This is a genomic window from Flavobacterium terrigena (assembly GCF_900108955.1).
GTDB classification, from domain to species: domain Bacteria; phylum Bacteroidota; class Bacteroidia; order Flavobacteriales; family Flavobacteriaceae; genus Flavobacterium; species Flavobacterium terrigena.
In genome coordinates this window covers 174,933-195,822 of sequence record NZ_FNYA01000003.1, presented here as the reverse complement: position 1 = coordinate 195,822, position 20,890 = coordinate 174,933, and the positions used below count along the sequence as shown (strand labels likewise).

Annotated in this window: 17 protein-coding genes; 12 read left to right on the top strand and 5 right to left on the bottom strand. The window is 32.0% G+C overall.

Going from position 1 to position 20,890, the window contains the following annotated elements; translation table 11 throughout:
* Positions 1-63: 63 nt before the first annotated feature.
* Entirely contained in the window at positions 64-531 is a 468-nt protein-coding gene (locus BMX42_RS07415; protein ID WP_091311781.1) for a CYTH domain-containing protein, read from the top strand.
* A 12-nt stretch (positions 532-543) separates the two neighbouring features.
* Here BMX42_RS07415 and BMX42_RS07410 read toward each other — a convergent pair whose 3' ends face one another.
* The 5 genes from BMX42_RS07410 to BMX42_RS07390 form a co-directional block, all read right to left on the bottom strand.
* Positions 544-993 (bottom strand): septal ring lytic transglycosylase RlpA family protein, encoded by a 450-nt coding sequence (locus BMX42_RS07410; RefSeq protein ID WP_245748271.1) that lies wholly within the window; start codon positions 991-993, stop codon positions 544-546.
* A gap of 76 nt (positions 994-1,069) precedes the next feature.
* Entirely contained in the window at positions 1,070-1,486 is a 417-nt protein-coding gene (locus BMX42_RS07405) for a hypothetical protein (protein WP_091311436.1), read from the bottom strand.
* A 65-nt stretch (positions 1,487-1,551) separates the two neighbouring features.
* The gene (locus BMX42_RS07400) at positions 1,552-2,127 is read right to left on the bottom strand and encodes a 5-formyltetrahydrofolate cyclo-ligase (RefSeq protein WP_091311430.1); all 576 of its coding nucleotides are present in this window, start codon (positions 2,125-2,127) and stop codon (positions 1,552-1,554) included.
* Positions 2,120-3,358: a pyridoxal-dependent decarboxylase gene (locus BMX42_RS07395; protein ID WP_091311424.1), complete on the bottom strand. Its 1,239-nt coding sequence runs from the start codon at positions 3,356-3,358 to the stop codon at positions 2,120-2,122. Before BMX42_RS07395 ends, BMX42_RS07400 begins: the two co-directional genes overlap by 8 nt.
* A 74-nt stretch (positions 3,359-3,432) precedes the next feature.
* Complete coding sequence (locus BMX42_RS07390) at positions 3,433-4,392, bottom strand: succinylglutamate desuccinylase/aspartoacylase family protein (protein ID WP_245748270.1); 960 nt, start codon at positions 4,390-4,392, stop codon at positions 3,433-3,435.
* A 69-nt stretch (positions 4,393-4,461) separates the two neighbouring features.
* Between BMX42_RS07390 and uvrC the strand changes: the two genes are divergently transcribed.
* The 11 genes from uvrC to BMX42_RS07335 all read left to right on the top strand — a co-directional run bounded on the left by uvrC (position 4,462) and on the right by BMX42_RS07335 (position 20,887).
* On the top strand, positions 4,462-6,252 hold the full coding sequence (gene uvrC, locus BMX42_RS07385) for an excinuclease ABC subunit UvrC (protein ID WP_091311419.1): 1,791 nt from the start codon (positions 4,462-4,464) through the stop codon (positions 6,250-6,252).
* Positions 6,253-6,255: 3 nt separating this feature from the next.
* The gene (locus BMX42_RS07380) at positions 6,256-8,505 is read left to right on the top strand and encodes a patatin-like phospholipase family protein (protein ID WP_091311416.1); all 2,250 of its coding nucleotides are present in this window, start codon (positions 6,256-6,258) and stop codon (positions 8,503-8,505) included.
* A gap of 71 nt (positions 8,506-8,576) precedes the next feature.
* Positions 8,577-10,046 (top strand): APC family permease, encoded by a 1,470-nt coding sequence (locus BMX42_RS07375; protein WP_091311412.1) that lies wholly within the window; start codon positions 8,577-8,579, stop codon positions 10,044-10,046.
* Positions 10,047-10,345: 299 nt separating this feature from the next.
* On the top strand, positions 10,346-11,503 hold the full coding sequence (locus BMX42_RS07370) for a homogentisate 1,2-dioxygenase (protein ID WP_091311409.1): 1,158 nt from the start codon (positions 10,346-10,348) through the stop codon (positions 11,501-11,503).
* Between the two features lie 52 nt (positions 11,504-11,555).
* Positions 11,556-12,719, top strand: coding sequence for a 4-hydroxyphenylpyruvate dioxygenase (gene hppD / locus BMX42_RS07365; protein WP_091311405.1), 1,164 nt, complete (start codon positions 11,556-11,558; stop codon positions 12,717-12,719).
* Between the two features lie 434 nt (positions 12,720-13,153).
* Positions 13,154-13,927, top strand: coding sequence for a DUF3108 domain-containing protein (locus BMX42_RS07360; RefSeq protein ID WP_091311401.1), 774 nt, complete (start codon positions 13,154-13,156; stop codon positions 13,925-13,927).
* A gap of 5 nt (positions 13,928-13,932) precedes the next feature.
* A complete protein-coding gene (locus BMX42_RS07355; protein ID WP_091311399.1) occupies positions 13,933-14,853 on the top strand; it encodes a tryptophan 2,3-dioxygenase family protein in 921 nt (306 codons plus the stop codon).
* A 16-nt stretch (positions 14,854-14,869) separates the two neighbouring features.
* Positions 14,870-16,105 carry a M23 family metallopeptidase gene (locus BMX42_RS07350; protein WP_091311396.1) on the top strand — a complete coding sequence of 412 codons (1,236 nt, stop codon included), beginning with the start codon at positions 14,870-14,872 and terminating at the stop codon, positions 16,103-16,105.
* Positions 16,106-16,108: 3 nt separating this feature from the next.
* A complete protein-coding gene (gene pgi / locus BMX42_RS07345; protein WP_091311393.1) occupies positions 16,109-17,749 on the top strand; it encodes a glucose-6-phosphate isomerase in 1,641 nt (546 codons plus the stop codon).
* A 4-nt stretch (positions 17,750-17,753) separates the two neighbouring features.
* A complete protein-coding gene (locus BMX42_RS07340) occupies positions 17,754-19,199 on the top strand; it encodes a nucleoside recognition domain-containing protein (protein WP_091311391.1) in 1,446 nt (481 codons plus the stop codon).
* A gap of 86 nt (positions 19,200-19,285) precedes the next feature.
* Entirely contained in the window at positions 19,286-20,887 is a 1,602-nt protein-coding gene (locus tag BMX42_RS07335; protein ID WP_091311389.1) for a fumarate hydratase, read from the top strand.
* Positions 20,888-20,890 lie beyond the last annotated feature (3 nt).

Genomic DNA, 20,890 nt, shown 5'->3' with positions numbered 1-20,890 from the left:
CAATCAAAACAGATATTTATTTTAATTTTTTTCGTTATTTTGATTCTTAATATTTTGAAAATTATGCAAGAAATTGAACGCAAATTTTTAGTGCATTCGTTAGACTTTATCGCGGAAGCTACTCAAGCTCAAAAAATCGCTCAAGGTTATTTGAATTCGGCACCAGAACGAACAGTCAGAATTCGAATCAAAGACGATAAAGGATTTATTACCATTAAAGGAAAAGGTGATGAAACTGGAACCACGCGTTTTGAATGGGAAAAAGAAATTGATTTGCAGGAAGCCGAAGCCTTACTAAATTTATGCGAAACAGGCGTAATTGATAAAACTCGCTATTTAATTCCAAAAGGAAATCACACATTTGAAGTGGATATTTTTGAAGGCGAAAACAAAGGTTTAGTGATGGCAGAAATAGAACTTTCGGATGCAAATGAATTTTTTGAAAAACCAAATTGGCTAGCCGAAGAAGTGACCAATGATGAAAAATATTATAATGCGTATTTAAGCAAAAAGCCTTTTACTACTTGGTAAAAGGCTTTTTTTTTATTTCTTCACAATTTCTAAATCTACTTCTATATGTCCGCCGTAAGATTTTGGTGCGACAGCCATAAAAGCTTTTCTAGATAAATCGATATGTTTTGTTTTTACGAATGGCCCACGATCTGTGACCGTAACATAAACCACTTTTTTAGTTTTAACACCTGTAACTTTTAGTTTGGTTCCGAAAGGTAATTTTCGGTGAGCGCATGTCATGTCGTTATTGTTAAATCGAGCACCACTTGCGGTTCTTCTGCCGTTAAATTTATTAGCATAATAAGAGGCGTGTGCTCCTTTATGATACATTTCTAATTTTTCAGCTGCTTTTAAGGTGTCATTTTTAATGGTATCGACAACTTTTGTTTTTTGTTTTTCTTTTGAAGGTGTCATTTTTAAATTTTCCTTCTGAAAAAAAAGCACAACCAAAAGCGGTAATAAGTATATAAATTTCTTCATCTTCATTTGGTATAAGATTAAAAAAGAAGCAAATTCCCACTTACTTCTTTTTATTTTTTTATTGGTTTGGCAAAAATTATGCCATCCAATTCGACCAAGGAATTCTTGACAAGAATAATAGTAAACCTAAAGCGTAAAAAATTCCAATTTTTTTGAATTTTCCGTTGCTACTTTCTTCTTTTTTATGTTTACTCCAACCTATAGTAATTAATACAATTGCAATAATATTTATTAAAGGATGTTCTACGGCAGTTAATCGTAAAGCTGCATTACTCATTTGACTCAAAGCGTCTTTTCCTAATGGAGAAGTTACCCATAAAACCAAACCAACAACTAGTTGAATGTGACTTAAAATCAACACCACTAAAGACAAACTTCTGTCGTTTTTTGTGAAATTTCTTTTAGATGAAAGTCCTAAAAAAGCATTTATTACTGCAATTACTAATACTGCTAAAACAGCATAAGCTAACGTAGAATGAATAGATTGAATCATAGTTTAGTTTTTTAGTTAGAAAATCAAATGTAAGAAAATATATGTAATTGCCGTTTACTTTAACATTAAAAATTGTAAACTTTCGATGGTGTAACACATAAATCTAACTGAATATCAGTTGCTAAAACATCTGAAATTAGGTTTTCAGATTCGAAAAAAGACAAGCCAATTTTTAAGATTTCTGGCTTGCATTCCGATAAAAATTTGTCGTAAAAACCTTTTCCGTAACCTACTCGGTGTCCTTTTTCGTCAAAAGCTAAAAGCGGCACAAAAACCACATCTATTTTTTTTGAATTGATTTCGATTCCGCTTATTTCTGTTTCGATAGGTTCTGGAATTCCATATTCATTTTTACTGATTTTTGTGCTATCGGTCAATAAAAAATGTGTCAATTCTCTGCTTTCGAAATCAGATTTAGAAATCACGATGTTTTTATCTTTTCCGGCTAAAACTTGTAAAATATATTCGGTGTTGACTTCTTTCTGAATTTCAATTGGTAAAAAAAGATGATAGAAATTATATTCCCAAATATCCAAACGAATAAGTTGATTGGCAATTTGCAAAGACAATTCTTCAATATTTTCTTCCGATAAATTTTGTCGTAATTCTTTATACTTTTTTCTTAATTCTTTTTTATTCATTTTTAGACGCTTTCATTTCGTCTATAAAGTTAGTTAAATGTTCGATTTCTACATGATCCATCAACACAATTTTATACCATTTGTTGTTTTCATTGTGTTGTTGTGGTACTAAACCATATTTATGAGCGATTTTTTCTGGAACAAATTCTGCTTTAATCGTCACAATATTCATGAACGGACAATTGTAATAGGCAATTTCTAATGCGTCTAATTCTTTAGTTAAAAACTGTGTTCGCATCATTAAAACACTAATTTTTTCGAACCAAGCATAAGGTCCGTAGGTAAATAAAATCATCCAAACTGCTACGGCATTAGCGCCAGAACGACTTCCACATAAAGTTAAATCCATGCCTTCAACATATTCAGCCTCTTTGGTTAACACATTTTCAATTAAGCCTTTTCTACAAATAAAAACGCCAGTTCCGTAAGGTGCTTGTAGCATTTTGTGTGCATCAATGGTAATGGAACTGATTTTTGGATTAGTGAAATTAATATCGGATTTTTCATTACTGAATGGATATACAAAACCGCCGTAAGCACCATCAATATGTAGTTTATATTCTAATTGATGTTGCTCTAAAACTTCAATATATTCATTTGGATTATCTACTGAACCAAACATGGTTGTTCCTAAATTTGAAATGGCTATAAAATACTTTACGCCTTTATTTTTAGCTTCTACAATTAAAGATTCTAGTTTGTCTTTTTGAATGGCTCTCGAATTAAAATCAACAGGAATAGAAATCCAATCAATTTGTAATAAATTCGATGCTTTTGGAATAGAATAATGCGTGTCTTCGCTAGCTAAAATGGCAATTTCGTGCAGATTCGCCTTAAATTTATTGAAAAAATAATTTCGAAACACCCAAATTGCCTGAATGTTAGCTTCAGTTCCGCCTGGAGAAATATAACCATCAAATTCATTGGGTTGAAATTTAAAAACATCAACTGCTAAAACATTTAAAACTTCTCGTTCAATTTCTTGTGTGCCATAAAAAGCATTTTCCGAAATCCCGAAAGTATGACAACCAATGTTATTTGGATTGGCAACATAAGCTCTCATGGTTGGCGCATCTCTCAAAAAAGGAGCTTCTTCATAAAATACTTTACTGTCTAAACGGGAAGCAGGAAATCCTAAAGAAGTATCTGTAGCAAAATTCACATTTTGAACCAAGGCTTCATCAATTCTATCTTGTCTTTGTTGCGGAGTCAATTTTTTCCAATAGTGCATACCTAAATTTTTTAAGCAAATCTAGGTGGCAATTCTGAAATAAAATATGATAATTGTTAGGTTTAGTTTTTAATCTATTCTTCCAACTGACTTGAAATATGAAAAACAGCATCACCTTGATATACCACTGGTGCGTCGTTTACATTTATTAAATATCCGGTTTGTGGTGCTTTTAGTTTATGACTCACTTTTCCAAAAGGATCTGAAATGGTGGCAACTAATTCGCCTTTTTCTACAAAACTTCCAATAGATTTTAATCCGTGAAACATACCTGAATAATTGGCTCTTATCCAATCTGATTTTTCAATGTAAATGGTTTTGTGTCGTTCAGAAACGGAATGTTTTGGTTGAAGCATTTTCAAATGTGATAAAAAACGTTTTGTGCCCTCAACTGCTTCTTTAGTAACTTCATTATTAATATCAACTGATTTTCCACCTTCAAACAACAACATTTTTACACCCATTTTGTCACACGAACTTCTAAACGAACCTGAAATATTATTAGAATACAACGTAAAAGGTGCTCCAAAAACATCAGAAAGTATTTTTAGTTCTTCATTATTTGGCACAATTCGAATTTGTGGCGCATTGAATCTTCTCGCTCCACCAGCATGAAAATCTACTGCATAATCTAAATGTGGTACAATTTCTTTTAAGATATAATACGCAAACTGACTTGCCAAAGAACCCGTTTTACTTCCAGGAAAAATTCGATTTAAATCACGTCCATCAGGAAATTCTCTGGTTTGATTTACAAAACCAAAAATATTAATTACTGGAATACAAATAATAGTTCCGCATTTTGGTTTGTTAATTTTTCGAACAATCAATTCTCTTACAATTTCTGTTCCGTTAATTTCATCACCGTGTAAACCTGCGCTTAACAAAACAACTGGACCTTCTTTTTTACTTCTTTCTACAATAATAGGAATATGTAAATCGGTCATGGTATGCAATTTTCCAATTTGCATGTTAATTGTTTTACTTTCTCCAGGTAAAATTGTTTCGTTAAAAATGGTAATTTCTTTATGCATTGCTCGAAATATGTTTTTTGCTAAAATAGTAAAAATAAAATTATCTAAATTTGTAAAAAATATCACTTCATGCCAACACCTCTTGAACTACAAATACAAACCTTACCCGATAATCCTGGTGTGTACCAATATTACGATAAGGAAGATAAAATATTGTATGTTGGTAAGGCAAAAAATTTAAAAAAACGCGTTCAATCGTATTTTAAAAAAAATCACGAAAACTATAAAACTTCGGTACTTGTAAAAAAAATTGTGACCATCAAACACATTGTTGTTCCTACAGAAACCGATGCTTTGTTGTTAGAAAACAATCTGATTAAAACCTTACAACCAAGATATAATGTTTTACTTCGTGATGATAAAACTTATCCTTGGATTTGCATTAAAAAAGAAGCTTTTCCGAGAGTTTTTCCAACCCGAAAAATGGTAAAAGACGGCTCGGAATATTTTGGTCCGTACACCAGTTTTAAAACCGTAAACACGTTATTAGATTTAATTAAAGAATTGTATCCGTTGCGAACTTGTAATTTCGATTTGTCGTTATCCAATATTCGTGCTGGAAAATATAAAGTGTGTTTAGAATATCATATTGGAAATTGTCGAGGCGGTTGCGAAGGTTTGGAAACACAAGAACATTATCAAACTCAAATTACGGCCATTCGAGAAATTTTAAAAGGAAATTTCAAAGAAAGTTTAAAAGATTTCAAAAATCACATGCAGGTTTTAGCTTCGGAAATGAAGTTTGAAGAAGCACAAAAAATAAAAGATAAGATTGAAGTTTTAGAAAACTATCAGGCGAAATCGACGATTTTAAATCCGAAGATTACCAATATTGATGTGTTTTCAATTATTTCAGATGAAACGATGGCGTATGTGAATTTTTTACAGATTTCTCATGGTGCTATTATTCGTTCACATACTTTAGAGTTGAAGAAAAAATTAGACGAAAGCGACCAAGAATTATTAGAATTAGCGGTTGTTGAAATTAGAGAACGATTCTTTTTAACATCTCGAGAAATTATCGTACCTTTTGAAATAGATTTAGGAGAAACGATAAAAGTGACTGTTCCAAAATTAGGAGACAAAAAAGAAATCTTAAATCTGTCGGAACGCAATGCCAAATATTACCGTTTAGACCAACTCAAACAAATAAAAATTGTAGATCCTGATCGTCATACCAATAGAATTATGGCGCAAATGCAAAAAGATTTACGCCTTTCTGTAGAACCTCGACATATTGAATGTTTTGATAATTCGAACATTCAAGGAACCAATCCGGTTTCCGCTTGTGTGGTTTTTAAAGATGGAAAAGCGAGTAAAAAAGATTATCGTCATTTTAATATCAAAACAGTTGAAGGTCCGAATGATTTTGCTTCCATGGAAGAAGTCGTTTACAGAAGATACAAAAGGCTATTGGATGAAAAGGAATCGTTACCACAATTAATCATTATTGATGGTGGAAAAGGACAATTGTCTTCTGCTTTAAAAAGTTTGGAAGATTTAGGTTTACGAGGAAAAATTGCCATAATTGGAATTGCGAAACGTTTGGAAGAATTATTTTATCCTGATGATCCGATTCCTTTATATTTAGATAAGAAAAGTGAAACACTGAAAATTATTCAACAATTACGAAACGAAGCACACCGTTTTGGAATCACACATCATAGAGACAAAAGAAGTAAAGCAGCTTTAAATTCTTCGGTGGAAAATATCCCTGGAATTGGCGAAAAAACCATGATTACATTAATTTCTCACTTCAAAAGTGTAAAAAGATTAAAAGAAGCCACAGAAAAAGAAATTTCTGACATAATTGGACTTTCAAAAGCGAAAAAAATTACCGACTTTTACAAAAAAGAATAACACATGATAAAATACCTAGTAGAAAGTAAAAAGAACCAAGTAAATTGCTTAATTGGTAAGTTTACTTATATCCTACTTTTTACTTTTACCTTTTTACTTTTACCTTCAAATTCAAATGCGCAAGAAACCACAAAAAAACCAAAAATTGGATTGGTACTTTCTGGTGGTGGTGCAAAAGGTTTGGCGCATATTGGTGTTTTAAAAGTAATAGATTCTTTAGGGATTAAAATCGATTATATTGGCGGAACCAGTATGGGCGCTATTGTTGGCGGTATGTATGCTTCAGGTTATACTGGAAAACAACTCGATTCTATTTTCAAAACATTAACTATTGATGATTTAGTTCAAGATAACATTCCGAGAAAATCTAAAATTCTTATCAATAAAAGAAATGACGATATTTATGCGCTGGTTTTACCTTTTAAAAATCTGAAATTAGAAACGCCAAACGCACTTTCTAAAGGTTTGTATAATTTCAATTTTCTTTCAAAAATCAGTTATCACGTAAGAAATACTCGTGATTTTAAAAAGCTTCCGATTCCTTTTTTCTGTATGGCAACCGACATTGAAACGGGACAACAAGTCGTGTTAGATAAAGGAATTTTTCCGCAAGCTTTAGTGGCAAGTAGTTCTATTCCAACTATTTTTTATCCAATTGAAATTGATGGGAGACTATTAGTTGATGGTGGCGTAACCAATAATTATCCTGTTGAGAAATTGCGAGAATTAGGTGCCGATTTTGTTATTGGTGTAGATGTTCAAGAAGAATTAAGAACTCGAAAAGATTTACAAGGAATTACGACTATTTTTAGTCAAATGTCTAATTTCAATACACAATCTCAAATGGAAAGTAAGCGAAAACTTACTGACATTTATATCAAACCAGATATTAAAGGTTTCAACGTTTTGTCTTTCGAAAACGGAAAAAAAATAATTGAAAATGGAGAAAATGCCGCTAAAAAATTCTTAACTGAACTTTCAGTTTTTCAAAATCCAGCGTATCAAAAACCAGAGCTTTCTCATGTGAAAGATTCAATAAATATTGGAAACATTGGCTTTACAGAACTTAAAAACTACACTAGAGCTTATGTTTTAGGAAAATTACGTTTTAAGCCTAATTCTAAAATTAGTTTCGAACATTTTCAAAATGGGATTCAAAATTTAAACAATACACAAAACTTTAGTTCGGTAAAATATCAGTTTAATGATAAAGATGTTTTTATCAGTTTAAGAGAAAACAGAATCAATACTTTTTTAAAATTCGCATTACATTATGATGAATTATTTAAAAGTGCAGCTTTGATAAACATTACACATAAAAAATTATTATCTAAAAATGACATGGTTTCGTTAGATATAATTTTAGGAGATAATTTCAGATACGATTTCAATTATTTAATTGACAATGGTTATTATTTTAGTTTTGGAGCCTCTTCAAGTTTGAGTAAATTTAATAAAAACGTAAATAATTCATTTGGAATTAAAAATTATTTAAACAGTAATTTAGAAAAAATAAATTTAGATTATTCTAGTTTAAATAATAGAATCTTTCTTCAGACTGTTTTCCTAAGAAAATATAATATTGGAGGTGGTTTAGAACACCAACATTTAAATTTAAAATCGGAAAACTTACCCCAAGCTAACAAAACAATAGAAAACAGTAATTATTTTTCGTTTTTTGGATATTTAAATCACGATACGTTTGACAATAAATTTTTTCCAAAAAAAGGATGGTATTTTAAAAGTAATTTTAATTATTACTTCCATTCTTCTGATTATACGAATCAATTTACTAAGTTTTCTATCGCAAAAGCCGATATGGCGATTGCTTTTGAACCCATAAAAAAAATTTCTGTAATTATTCAAAACGAAGGTGGGTTTAAAGTTGGATATTCTGCTTTACCTTATTTCGATTTTGTTTTAGGTGGAAATGGATTTAAAGACACCAACAATATTCGTTCTTTTTACGGTTACGATTTTTTAAGCTTAAGTGGAAATTCTTATGTGAAAGCTAGTTCTGTTATTGATTTTGAATTTTACAAAAAGAACCACGTGAACTTTACTTACAACGCATCAATTGTGGGCGATTTTATATTTAATGCCACAAAAACTTGGTTAAACAAGCCTTCCTTTACAGGGTTTGGATTAGGTTACGGATTAGATACACTTATTGGTCCAGTTGAAATTAAATATACTTGGTCACCTGAAACACATTTCTCTGCTTTTTGGTTTAATTTAGGCTTCACTTTTTAATTAAAAATTTTGATTTGGTTAATTAAATGAAAATATCCTATATTTGACGCAACTAAAAAAATTATTACTTTATGTCTATTTGGAGAGTTAAACCAGTATCAGCTTTTGAAGCGGATATGAAAAAAAGTGAATTAAAGCGAGTTCTAGGTAAATGGAGCTTAACAGCAATTGGAATTGGAGCTATTATTGGTGGTGGTATTTTTGTACTTACCGGAACAGGAGCTTACTATCACGCTGGACCAGCATTAGCAATTTCATTTATTATTGCAGGTATTGCTTGTGTATTTGCTGCATTATGTTATTCTGAATTTGCTTCTATTTTACCAGTAGAAGGTTCTGCTTATGCTTATGCTTACGGAACAATTGGTGAAGTTTTCGCTTGGATTATAGGTTGGGGATTAATTTTAGAATATGCCATGGGATCCATGACGGTTGCCGTTTCTTGGTCTGGATATTTTAATAAACTGCTCAAAATGTTTGGTATCAAGCTACCCGATTGGCTAACTACAGACCCTGCAAGTTATACAGGTGAAGGGTTTTCAATGAATTTACCTGCGTTTTTAATTGTATTGTTTGTAATTTCTATCTTAATTAAAGGAACAAAAAGTGCGGCTAACGCAAATAACTTCATTGTAATTTTAAAAGTTTCTGCTGTTATTTTCGTAATTATCGCTGGTGCTTTCTTTATAAATACTGACAACTGGACACCATTTATTCCAGAAGTTGCTGAAATTGTTGACAAAGCTGGAACGCATAAAGCATACGGTGTTGGTGGTATTGTTTCTGGAGCTGCAGCAATTTTCTTTGCTTATGTAGGTTTCGATGCCGTTTCAACTCAAGCAGGTGAAGCGATCAACCCTAAGAAAGATGTTCCTTTCGCAATTATTGCTTCATTATTAGTATGTACAGTTCTTTATATCTTAGTTTCTTTAGTATTAACAGGTATGATGAGTTACCACGATTTTAATCCACTTGGAAAATATCCAGAAGCAATTAAAGCGCCAGTAGCTTATGCCTTTGATATTGCTGGACAAGCTTGGGCAGGTTACATTATTACTATTGCTGCAACTATTGGTTTAATTTCAGTATTAATGGTAATGATTATGGGACAATCTAGAATTTTCTTAGGAATGTCTAAAGATGGATTAATTCCTTCTGTTTTCTCTAAAATTAATCCATTATCTGGAACTCCACAAAATAACTTAATGATCTTAGGAGGATTTATAGCTATTGTTGCTGCCTTCACTCCAATTAATAAATTAGCTGACATGACAAGTTTTGGTACTTTATTTGCCTTCACTATGGTTTGTATTGCGGTTTGGATTTTAAGAGTAAAACAACCAGGTTTAGAGCGTACTTTCAAAGTTCCTGCTTTACCAGTAATTGCTGTTTGTGGTATCGCAATTAATACATACTTAATGATTAACTTAAGCCATGATGCACAATTGTTATCATTAGGATGGTTAGCAATTGGTATTTTAGTATATTTCATTTATGGTAAACGAAATTCAAAACTAAATAACAAACAAGAACAAGAATAATATCAAAAACGACTTCAAATTGAAGTCGTTTTTTTTTATAATATATTTTTCCGATATTTGTGTAATGAAATCGCTAAAGCATAAAACTTTGCGATAGCAAAACACTTAAGAAATAGCGATTCCATATTTGACCGCTAAAAAATAAGTTTTTACAAATATGAAAAATTGGAATGGATTATTAGCGTATTTGAAATTCCTCATCAAGAGAAATCCTGAATGAGCTAAACTTCTTTTTTTAAATTTTATGATTTTAATCTTTTAAAGTCATTACAGTATCAACTTTTAAACAAAAAAAGAAAATGCCAATATATCATAAATTAGGAGATTTTCCTCAAAAACGCCACATACAGTTTGAAAAACCAGACGGTGGATTATATTACGAACAACTTTTTGGTACAGAAGGATTTCATGGACATTCTTCATTATTGTATCATGTTCACAGACCAACACAAGTTAAAGAAATTATTAAATCATATTCTGTTGAACCAAAAATTGCCATTGGTAAAAACATCAAATCATTATTACTAAAAGGTTTTGAATTAAAACCAGCTGACGATTTTTTAGAAAGTCGTAAAGACATGTTAGTCAATAGAGATTGTACGATTGGTTTAGCAGCACCAAGAAAATCATTACGTAGTTATTTTTATAAAAACGCCGATGCTGATGAAATGATATTTATCCATAAAGGTTCTGGAAAATTAAGAACAATGATGGGAAATATTGATTTCGAATATGGTGATTATCTAATTATTCCACGCGGAATGATTTATCAAATCGATTTCAATTCAGAAGACAATCGTTTGTTTTATGTAGAATCATTTGCACCTTTTTATACACCAAAAAGATATAAAAACGAATCGGGTCAACATTTAGAACATTCTCCATTTTGCGAAAGAGATTTTAAATTGCCTTCGGAAATAGAAACCTATGACGAGAAAGGTGATTTCTTAATCAAAATCAAAAAAGAAGGAATGATGCATGAAGTAGTTTATGCTACACATCCATTTGATGTTATCGGTTGGGACGGATACAATTTCCCGTATGCCTTTTCAATTCACAATTTCGAACCAATAACAGGTCGTGTGCATTTACCACCGCCAATTCATCAAACTTTTGAAACGGCAACTTTTGTGGTTTGTTCATTCGTACCAAGATTATACGATTATCATCCAAAATCAATTCCAGCTCCATACAATCACAGTAATATCGATTCTGATGAAGTGTTATATTATGTAGATGGTGATTTCATGAGTAGAAATAATATCGAACAAGGTCACATCACTTTACATCCAAAAGGAATTCCTCACGGTCCAGCACCAGGAGCAATGGAAAGAAGTATCGGTCATACCGAAACAAAAGAATTAGCTGTTATGGTAGATACTTTCCGTCCGTTAATGGTAACAGAAGAAGCGATGGGATTAGACGATGGTCAGTATTATAAATCTTGGGTAGAATAAAAAATTAATTAAACACAACTTAGGTAAATTGATTACCAAAAAATATAACATTATGTCAGAGGAATTAAAATCAGTCGAATACGGCTTAGAAAAAATATTTGAAGGCGCACAAGATTTCTTGCCTTTATTAGGAACAGATTACGTAGAGTTTTATGTTGGAAATGCGAAACAAGCGGCACATTTTTACAAAACAGCCTTCGGTTTTCAATCATTAGCTTATGCAGGATTAGAAACAGGTGTAAAAGACAGAGCATCTTACGTATTAAAACAAGATAAAATCCGTTTGGTATTAACAACAGCTTTAAACAGCAATTCACCTATTGGAGAACATGTAAAAAAACATGGTGATGGTGTTAAAGTTATTGCACTTTGGGTAGAAGACGCTCGCAAATCTTTTGAAGAAACTACAAAACGTGGAGCAAAACCATATTTTGAACCAACTGTTGAAAAAGATGATAATGGTGAAGTAGTACGTGCAGGTATTTATGGTGCATATGGGGAAACTGTTTTTGTTTTTGTGGAACGTAAAAATTATAACGGAATCTTTTTACCAGGATACAGTGAATGGAAATCTGATTACAATCCAGAACCAGTTGGGTTAAAATTTATTGACCATATGGTTGGAAATACTGGTTGGAACAGAATGGATGAAGCCGTAAAATGGTTTGAAGATGTAATGGGATTTGTGAATTTTCTTTCTTTTGACGACAAACAAATTACTACAGAATATTCTGCATTGATGTCGAAAGTAATGAGTAACGGTAACGGAAGAATAAAATTCCCAATCAATGAACCAGCTAACGGAAAAAAACGTTCTCAAATTGAAGAATATTTAGATTTCTATGAAGGTGAAGGAGTACAACATATTGCAGTTGCGACTGATGACATTATTACAACTGTTGCTGATATGCGTTCTCGTGGAATCGAATTTTTAAGTACGCCTCCACAGGCATATTATGATGCTATCCCAGAAAGGTTGAAAGATCATATGTCTAAATTTAAAGAAGACATTAACGAATTACAAAAACTAGGTATCATGATTGATGCGGATGAAGAAGGGTATTTGTTACAAATTTTCACTAAACCAATTGAAGACAGACCTACACTTTTCTTCGAAGTTATTCAAAGAATGGGTGCTAAAGGTTTTGGTGCAGGAAACTTCAAAGCTCTTTTTGAGTCAATTGAAAGAGAACAAGCCAAAAGAGGTACATTATAAAAACAAAAGCAGCCATAAAAAGCTGCTTTTGTTATAAAATATTCTTAACACAGTGATTTTCAGGAAGAATTTGTCTAAAAAAAGACAAATTTCATGATTTTTAAACCATTAAAAACCAATAAGTTAAAAATTTAAATTATCAAATACTCAATAATAGTTCGGTATTTTTTTGTTTTGTTAAATTTTAACCACTTTTCTTACATATTATTCTGTTAAAAGTGTTAAAGTTGATTTTTCTTTAAATAAAACTCAAAACCTTAACATATCTTTGCAGGGCAATTGAGAGGTAGTAGACTCATATTGTATATAAGTTTTCATAATTTATAGTTTTTTGGTTGGTTAAAACATAAAAACTCAGTCATATCATTTGACTGGGTTTTTTGTTTTTTGTAACTTTGGAACAATAATTGTATTCTTCTAAGAAAACTTATAAAATGAAAAAGATAATTTTACTTTTTACTGTGTTTGTTTTATCAAATTCATTTGATACAAAACAAGCAGATTCTTATACTGTAGGAGAATTTGTTAAACTAAGAATACATTACGGACTTATTAATGCGGGCTATGCTACTTTAGAAGTTAAAGACGCCGCACTTAATGGCAGAAAAATGCACCATGTTGTAGGTAAAGGCTATACTACTGGTGTAACAAAAATGATGTTTAAAGTAGTAGACAACTACGAAAGCTATTTTAATAAAGAAACCAACAAACCATATGTTTTCATTAGAAACATAAATGAAGGTGGTTATAAAAAAAACCAACAAGGTTACTTCAATCAAAACAACAATACTGTTTTAGTAAAAGATTATAAAAACAAAACCGAAAAAACGTTTAATGTACCAGAAAATGTACAAGATATTGTTTCGGCATTTTACTATTTAAGAAATCATCCAAAAATTGACAAACTAAATATTGGTGAATCTATCACAATTGATATGTTTTTTGATGATGAAACTACGAAATTTAAACTTAAATTTGTAGGCAGAGAAAATATAAACTCTAAATTTGGTGAAATTAACTGTATGATGTTTAGACCATTGGTTCAAGCAGGTCGTGTTTTCAAAGAAGAGGAAAGTTTAACCGTTTGGATTTCAGACGATAATAACAAAATTCCAATTCGAGTAAAAGCAAGTTTAGCAGTTGGTTCTATCAAAGCGGATATCGACCAATATAAAGGATTGAAACATCCTATAAATTTTAAAAAATAATTATTTTGCAAGAGAATATCGAAGAAAAAATTGAACAATTAAACGAAAAGTTTGATAAGATTAATCAGAAAACAGAAACTCATTTAGAAGGATTGCTTTGGGCTAAACCAATTACGTATTGGGATTATATTCAAACTGATGCCCTTTTGAACCTACAAATCCAGCGTTCTACATTACCAGATGAAATGGTATTTATCATGTACCACCAAGTCAACGAATTGGTATTCAAAATGATTCTTTGGGAAATGGAACAACTTTGTCATAATGCCGCAACAACCACAGAATTTTTTACAGAAAGATTAAACAGAATTAGCAGATATTTTGATATGCTTACTACCTCTTTTGATATTATGAAAGATGGAATGGAGCCAGAACAATATTTAAAATTCAGAAATACTTTAACGCCTGCAAGTGGCTTTCAAAGTGCCCAATATAGAATGATTGAATTTGCATCAACAGATTTAATCAATCTTGTAGATATCAGATATAGAGCAGGATTTGACACCGCAGCATCTTATTCAAATACTTTAGAACACATGTACTGGCAAGCTGCCGGAAAAGATTATCATACAGGAGAAAAATCTTATTTGTTAAGCGAATTTGAACGCAAATACAAAAAAGAATTTTTGTGTTTTATGGAAGAATACAGTAACATCAATCTTTGGCAGAAATTCCAACAATTACCAGAAGCAGATCAAAAAAACCCAGATTTAGTGGCCGCTATGCGTCATTACGACAAAACAGTAAATATCACTTGGGTAATGGGTCATTTCAATGCTGCTAAAAAATATATTGAAAGCGTTCCCGGGAATCATGAAGCAACTGGTGGAAGCGATTGGAAAAAATACATGTTACCAAAATACCAAAGAAGAATTTTCTTTCCAAAACTTTGGAGTGAAGAAGAATTAAAAAATTGGGGAGAATAATACAAAAAAAGACAGTTTGAAATATTTACTATACGCACTTATACTACTACTAACATTTTCTTGTCAAAACAAAGAAGGTGATAAAAAAATTGCAGAAAAAATCGTTAAAAAAGAACCTATTATTAAAAAATACGGGTTTACTTTTAATGACTTTTCGGTGGTGGAAGACACCTTGCAATCTGGAGATACTTTTAGTACTATTTTAGAAGCGTATACGTTACCAGATAGTTTAAAAACCTTTGATGTTACAGAGAAAATCAAAGATTCTTTCAATATAAAAAATATTCGAGCAGGTAAACCTTTCATCACTCTATCTGACAAAAAAAATAAAAAAAACATAAAAGCATTAGTTTATGTTCAGGACAAAACGAGTTATTTGGTTGTCGATTTAAGAGATTCAATTAAGGTAGAAATTAAGAAACGTCCAACTGTAATTAAAAGAAGAACAATTGCGGCTGAATTAGATGGTTCACTATCTGAAACCTTATCAAGAAATGGCGTTAGCGCTTCTTTAGCAAACGAATTGGCTCAAATTTATAAATACTCAATCGACTTTTTCAAACTTAAAAAAGGCGACAAATTTGCCGTTACAATCAAAGAAAAATATTTCGAAAATGGCGAATATTTAGGTGTAGATGAAGTGGAAGCTTCGTATTTCGAATACAAAGGAAAAAAAATCTACGCGTTCCCATATAAAATCAACGAAAAACAAAAAAGACCAGAATATTTTGACGAAAAAGCATCTGGTGCGAAAAGTATGTTTTTAAAAGCACCTCTTTCTTTCTTTAAATTAACATCAAAATTTACAGCTCGAAGATTTCATCCCGTACAATTTACTTGGAAAGCGCACAACGGAACAGATTATGCGGCACCACACGGAACGCCAATTAAGACAACAGCTTCTGGTGTTGTGGAAGCCACCGGATACACTTCAGGAAATGGAAATTTCGTAAAAGTAAAACACAACTCAAAATATGCCACACAATACCTTCACATGTCTAAAATTTTGGTTCGCAGAGGACAATCTGTAACACAAGGACAAGTCATAGGTAAAGTTGGAAGCACTGGTTTAGCGACTGGTCCACACGTGTGTTATCGTTTTTGGAAAAATGGAGTTCAAGTTGATCCATTGCGATTGAAATTACCTTCTTCGGAGCCGATGACAAAAAAACAAAAGGAAAAATATTTGGCTACAATTGCACCGCTTAAAAAAGAATTAGAAGACATTACTGCAAAAACTTTTAAAGAGTAAAAAATGAGCCTTAATACCATAAATCCAACCGAAACTAACGCTTGGCAAAAATTAAGAACACATTTTTCTGAAATTGAGTTTCAATCGATAAAAGATTTGTTTGAAAAAGATGCCAAAAGAGCAGCAACATTCCATATTGAATGGAACGATTTTTATGTGGATTTTTCTAAAAATAATTGGACCAAAGAAACCTTAAGTTTACTTATTGAATTAGCCAACGAAGTAGGTTTACAAGAAGCTATTTCAAACTATTTTTCAGGAGAAAAAATCAATGAAACCGAAGACAGAGCAGTGCTTCATACGGCTTTGCGTGCAAATGAAAACGATACTATTCTATTTGAAGGTAAAAATGTAATTCCTGAGATTTTCGCTACCAAAAACAAAATAAAAAACTTTACAAATTATATTATTTCTGGAGAAGCCAAAGGCTATTCTGGAAAAGCATTTACCGATGTAGTAAACATTGGAATTGGTGGTTCAGATTTAGGTCCAGCAATGGTTGTTGACGCGCTTCAGTTCTATAAAAACAATTTAAAAACACACTTTATTTCTAATGTAGATGGAGATCATGTACAAGAAATATTAAAAAAAATAAATCCAGAAACCACTTTATTTGTCATAGTTTCAAAAACGTTTACAACTCAAGAAACGTTGACCAATTCGGAAACAATTAAAAAATGGTTTTTGAAGTCTGCAACAGAAAAAGACATTGCCAAACATTTTGTGGCGGTTTCTAGTAATTTACAAAATGTAACCAATTTCGGAATTGCTCCTGAAAACATTTTTCCAATGTGGGATTGGGTTGGCGGACGCTTTTCATTATGGAGTGCCGTTGGTTTAACCATTAGTTTAGCCGTTGGATACGATAATTTCAATCAATTATTAAAAGGTGCAAACAAAATGGATACCCATTTTAAAACCACACCTTTTGAAAATAATATTCCAGTAGTATTAGCATTATTGAGCATTTGGCACAATAATTTTTTTGGAGCTGAAACGGAAGCCTTAATTCCATACACACAATATTTACAAAAATTAGCGCCCTATTTACAACAAAGTAATATGGAAAGCAATGGAAAATCGATTGCCAGAAATGGATTTCCAGTAAATTATCAAACAGGAACAATAGTTTGGGGCGAACCTGGAAGCAATTCACAACATGCTTTCTTCCAATTAATACATCAAGGAACGAAATTAATTCCGACCGATTTTATTGGGTTTGTTCAACCACTTCACGAAGAAAAAGACCATCACAATAAATTGATGTCGAACTTTTTCGCTCAAACCGAAGCATTATTAAAAGGCAAATCTAAAGAAGAAGTGCTTTCAGAATTTATCTCACAAGGCAAAACAGAAACAGAAGTTTCGCATTTAATTCCTTTTAAAATTTTCCAAGGAGACAAACCAACCAACACTATATTAATTGAAAAACTAACTCCAGAAAGTTTAGGCGCTTTAATCGCTATGTACGAACACAAAATTTTTGTACAAGGAATTATTTGGAACATTTATAGTTACGATCAATGGGGCGTTGAGTTAGGAAAACAATTGGCCAATTCTATTTTAACCGAAATTGAAAATAGTGCTGTCAAAAAACACGATAGTTCTACCACGCAACTTATCAATAAATTTTTAAAAAAATAACAACATGGTATTAAGTAGATTTTGGTTAGCGATTTTTATCTCATCAATAGCATTTGTGATTATTGGGTTATTTACAGGAAATAGTTATTCAATTGATTTCGTTTTAAATGGAAAAAAAGACGATCCTATTTTAATTTCTGAAAAATATTTAAAAGAAATACCAAAGTTTATTCAAGACAGTATTCAAAAATCGGATGAAAAAACGTTTACCATAAATCGTGATACTATAAATCCGGATACGACTTATGTTTATAAAAGTCAAACCGTAAAAATATTTAGTGGCAAACAAAAATCTGATGGTTTATTGCCAACGTGTAAATTCAGTTTATTCGAAATAATTTTACCTTTAATTGCCTATTTAGCCTTTTTCTGTGGATTAATGGAATTGTTAATTATTTCAGGTGCTTCGGAAAAATTAGCAAAAAAACTAAGTCCTGTTTTTGAAAAAGTTTTCCCTTCTATTCCAAAAAATCACGAATCTATTTCGTACATGACGTTGAATTTCGCAGCGAACTTCTTAGGATTAGATTCGGCAGCAACACCATTCGGATTAAAAGCCATGGAAAGTTTGCAAACCTTAAATACTGAAAAAGACAAAGCGAGCGACGCACAAATTATGTTTATGTGTTTACATGCTGCGGGATTAACTTTAATTCCAACTTCAATTATTGGTTATCGAGCGGCAGAAAATGCTGCCAATCCAGCTGATGTGATGTTACCTTGTATTATTACGTCTTTCATTGGTACAATTGCAGCGTTTTTGTTGGTTGGAATCAGACAAAAATTAAACTTCAAAAGTTTTACATTACTAGGATCAATTGGTATTATCGTTGGTGCAATTACAGGATTAATGTGGTACATAAACGGTTTAGATATTATTGGTAAAAATTACTTTACAGGTAATTTATCAGGCTTAATGCTAATTGCAATTATTGCTTTTACTTTAATATTTTCTTTCATACACGAGAAAAAATTCGTTGAAAAAGAAACAACCATTTTCGATACGTTCGTAGATGGAGCGAAAAACGGAATGAACACTGGTGTCAAAATTTTTCCTTACGTAATGGGAATGCTAGTGGCTATTTCATTCTTTAGAAATAGTGGTTTGTTTGAAATTATTAGTAACGGCCTTTCATTTGCTTTTTCAAATATTGGTGTTTCTAAACAAATTACAGATTCATTACCAGTTGCCATGTTACGTCCATTTAGTTCAGGAGGTTCACGTGGATTTATGATAGATTCGATGAAAACTTTTGGTGTCGATTCCTTAACTGGTAGATTGAGTTGTATTTTCCAATGTAGTGCTGAAACTACGTTTTATGTAATTGCCGTTTATTTTGGTAGTATCAACATCAAGAACACACGTTACACCTTAGCTATGATGTTATTAGTAGACTTAATCTGTGTGATTACTGCAATTTTGGTAGCTAGTTGGTTTTTTGTGAAATAGCCATCTCATCAACCCTCCAAGAGTTTCAAACTCTTGGAGGGTTTTTTTAAAATATTTCTTAACTTTACATTTCAAAACACATACAAATGGACTTTATATATCAAGATCCGTATCCGATTTCAAAAGACGATACACCCTACAAAAAATTAACTTCAGATTTTGTAAAAGTGGAGCAATTAGGCGACAGAGAAATCTTAGTCGTTGACCCAAAAGGATTAGAGTTGTTAGCTCAAGAAGCTATGGACGACGTTTCTTTTATGTTACGTTCAGGACATTTACAAAAACTTAAAAACATTATTGAAGACCCAGAAGCAACAGACAACGACCGTTTTGTAGCTTATAATTTATTGCAAAATGCGGCTGTAGCAGTGGAAGGACAATTGCCTTCTTGCCAAGATACAGGAACTGCAATTGTGATGGCAAAAAAAGGAGAAAACGTTTATACTGGCGCAGATGATGGCGAATGGTTGTCGAAAGGAATTTTCAATACCTACCAAAATAAAAACCTTCGTTATTCGCAAATTGTACCTATTTCAATGTTCGAAGAGAAAAATTCAGGTTCGAATCTTCCAGCACAAATTGATATTTATGCTAAAAAAGGAAATTCTTATGAATTCTTATTTTTAACAAAAGGTGGTGGTTCGGCAAACAAAACCTTCTTATATCAAAAAACAAAATCGTTATTAAACGATAAATCTTTAGAAGAATTTGTTCGTGAACGTATTTACGATTTAGGAACTGCGGCTTGTCCGCCTTATCACTTAGTATTAGTAATTGGTGGAACCTCAGCAGAAGCTACTTTGGCGACTGTGAAAAAAGCATCTGCTGGTTATTATGACAATTTACCAACTTCTGGAAACATGGCGGGTCAAGCTTTCCGTGATTTAGAATGGGAAAAAAGAGTACAAGTAATTTGTCAAGAAAGTCAAATTGGAGCACAATTTGGTGGAAAATATTTAACACATGATGTTCGCGTAATTCGTTTACCACGTCACGCGGCTTCTTGCCCGGTTGGAATGGGAGTTTCTTGTTCAGCAGATAGAAATATCAAAGGAAAAATCACAAAAGATGGAATTTTCTTAGAGCAATTAGAAACGAATCCTGGTCAGTTTTTACCAGCAACAGCGCCACATTTAGAACCAGCTGTTGATATCAATTTGGATAAACCAATGAAAGAAATTTTAGCGGAATTATCGAAATATCCAATCAAAACACGTTTAAAATTAAACGGAACATTGATTGTAGCTCGTGATATCGCTCACGCTAAAATTAAAGAATTATTAGACGCTGGAAAACCAATGCCAGAGTATTTCAAAAACCATCCAGTATATTATGCTGGTCCAGCTAAAACACCAGACGGAATGCCTTCTGGAAGTTTCGGACCAACAACTGCGGGAAGAATGGACGTCTATGTTGATGAATTCCAAGCCGCTGGTGGAAGTTTGATTATGTTAGCAAAAGGAAACAGAAGCAAAGATGTAACAACCGCTTGTCACAAATATGGTGGGTTTCATTTAGGATCCATTGGTGGACCTGCTGCTATTTTAGCGAAGGAAAATATCTTATCTGTTGAAGTTGTTGATTTTGAAGAATTAGGAATGGAAGCCGTTCGTAAAATTACGGTAAAAGATTTCCCAGCATTCATTATTACAGATGATAAAGGAAATGATTTCTTTGCGAACCTTTAAAAA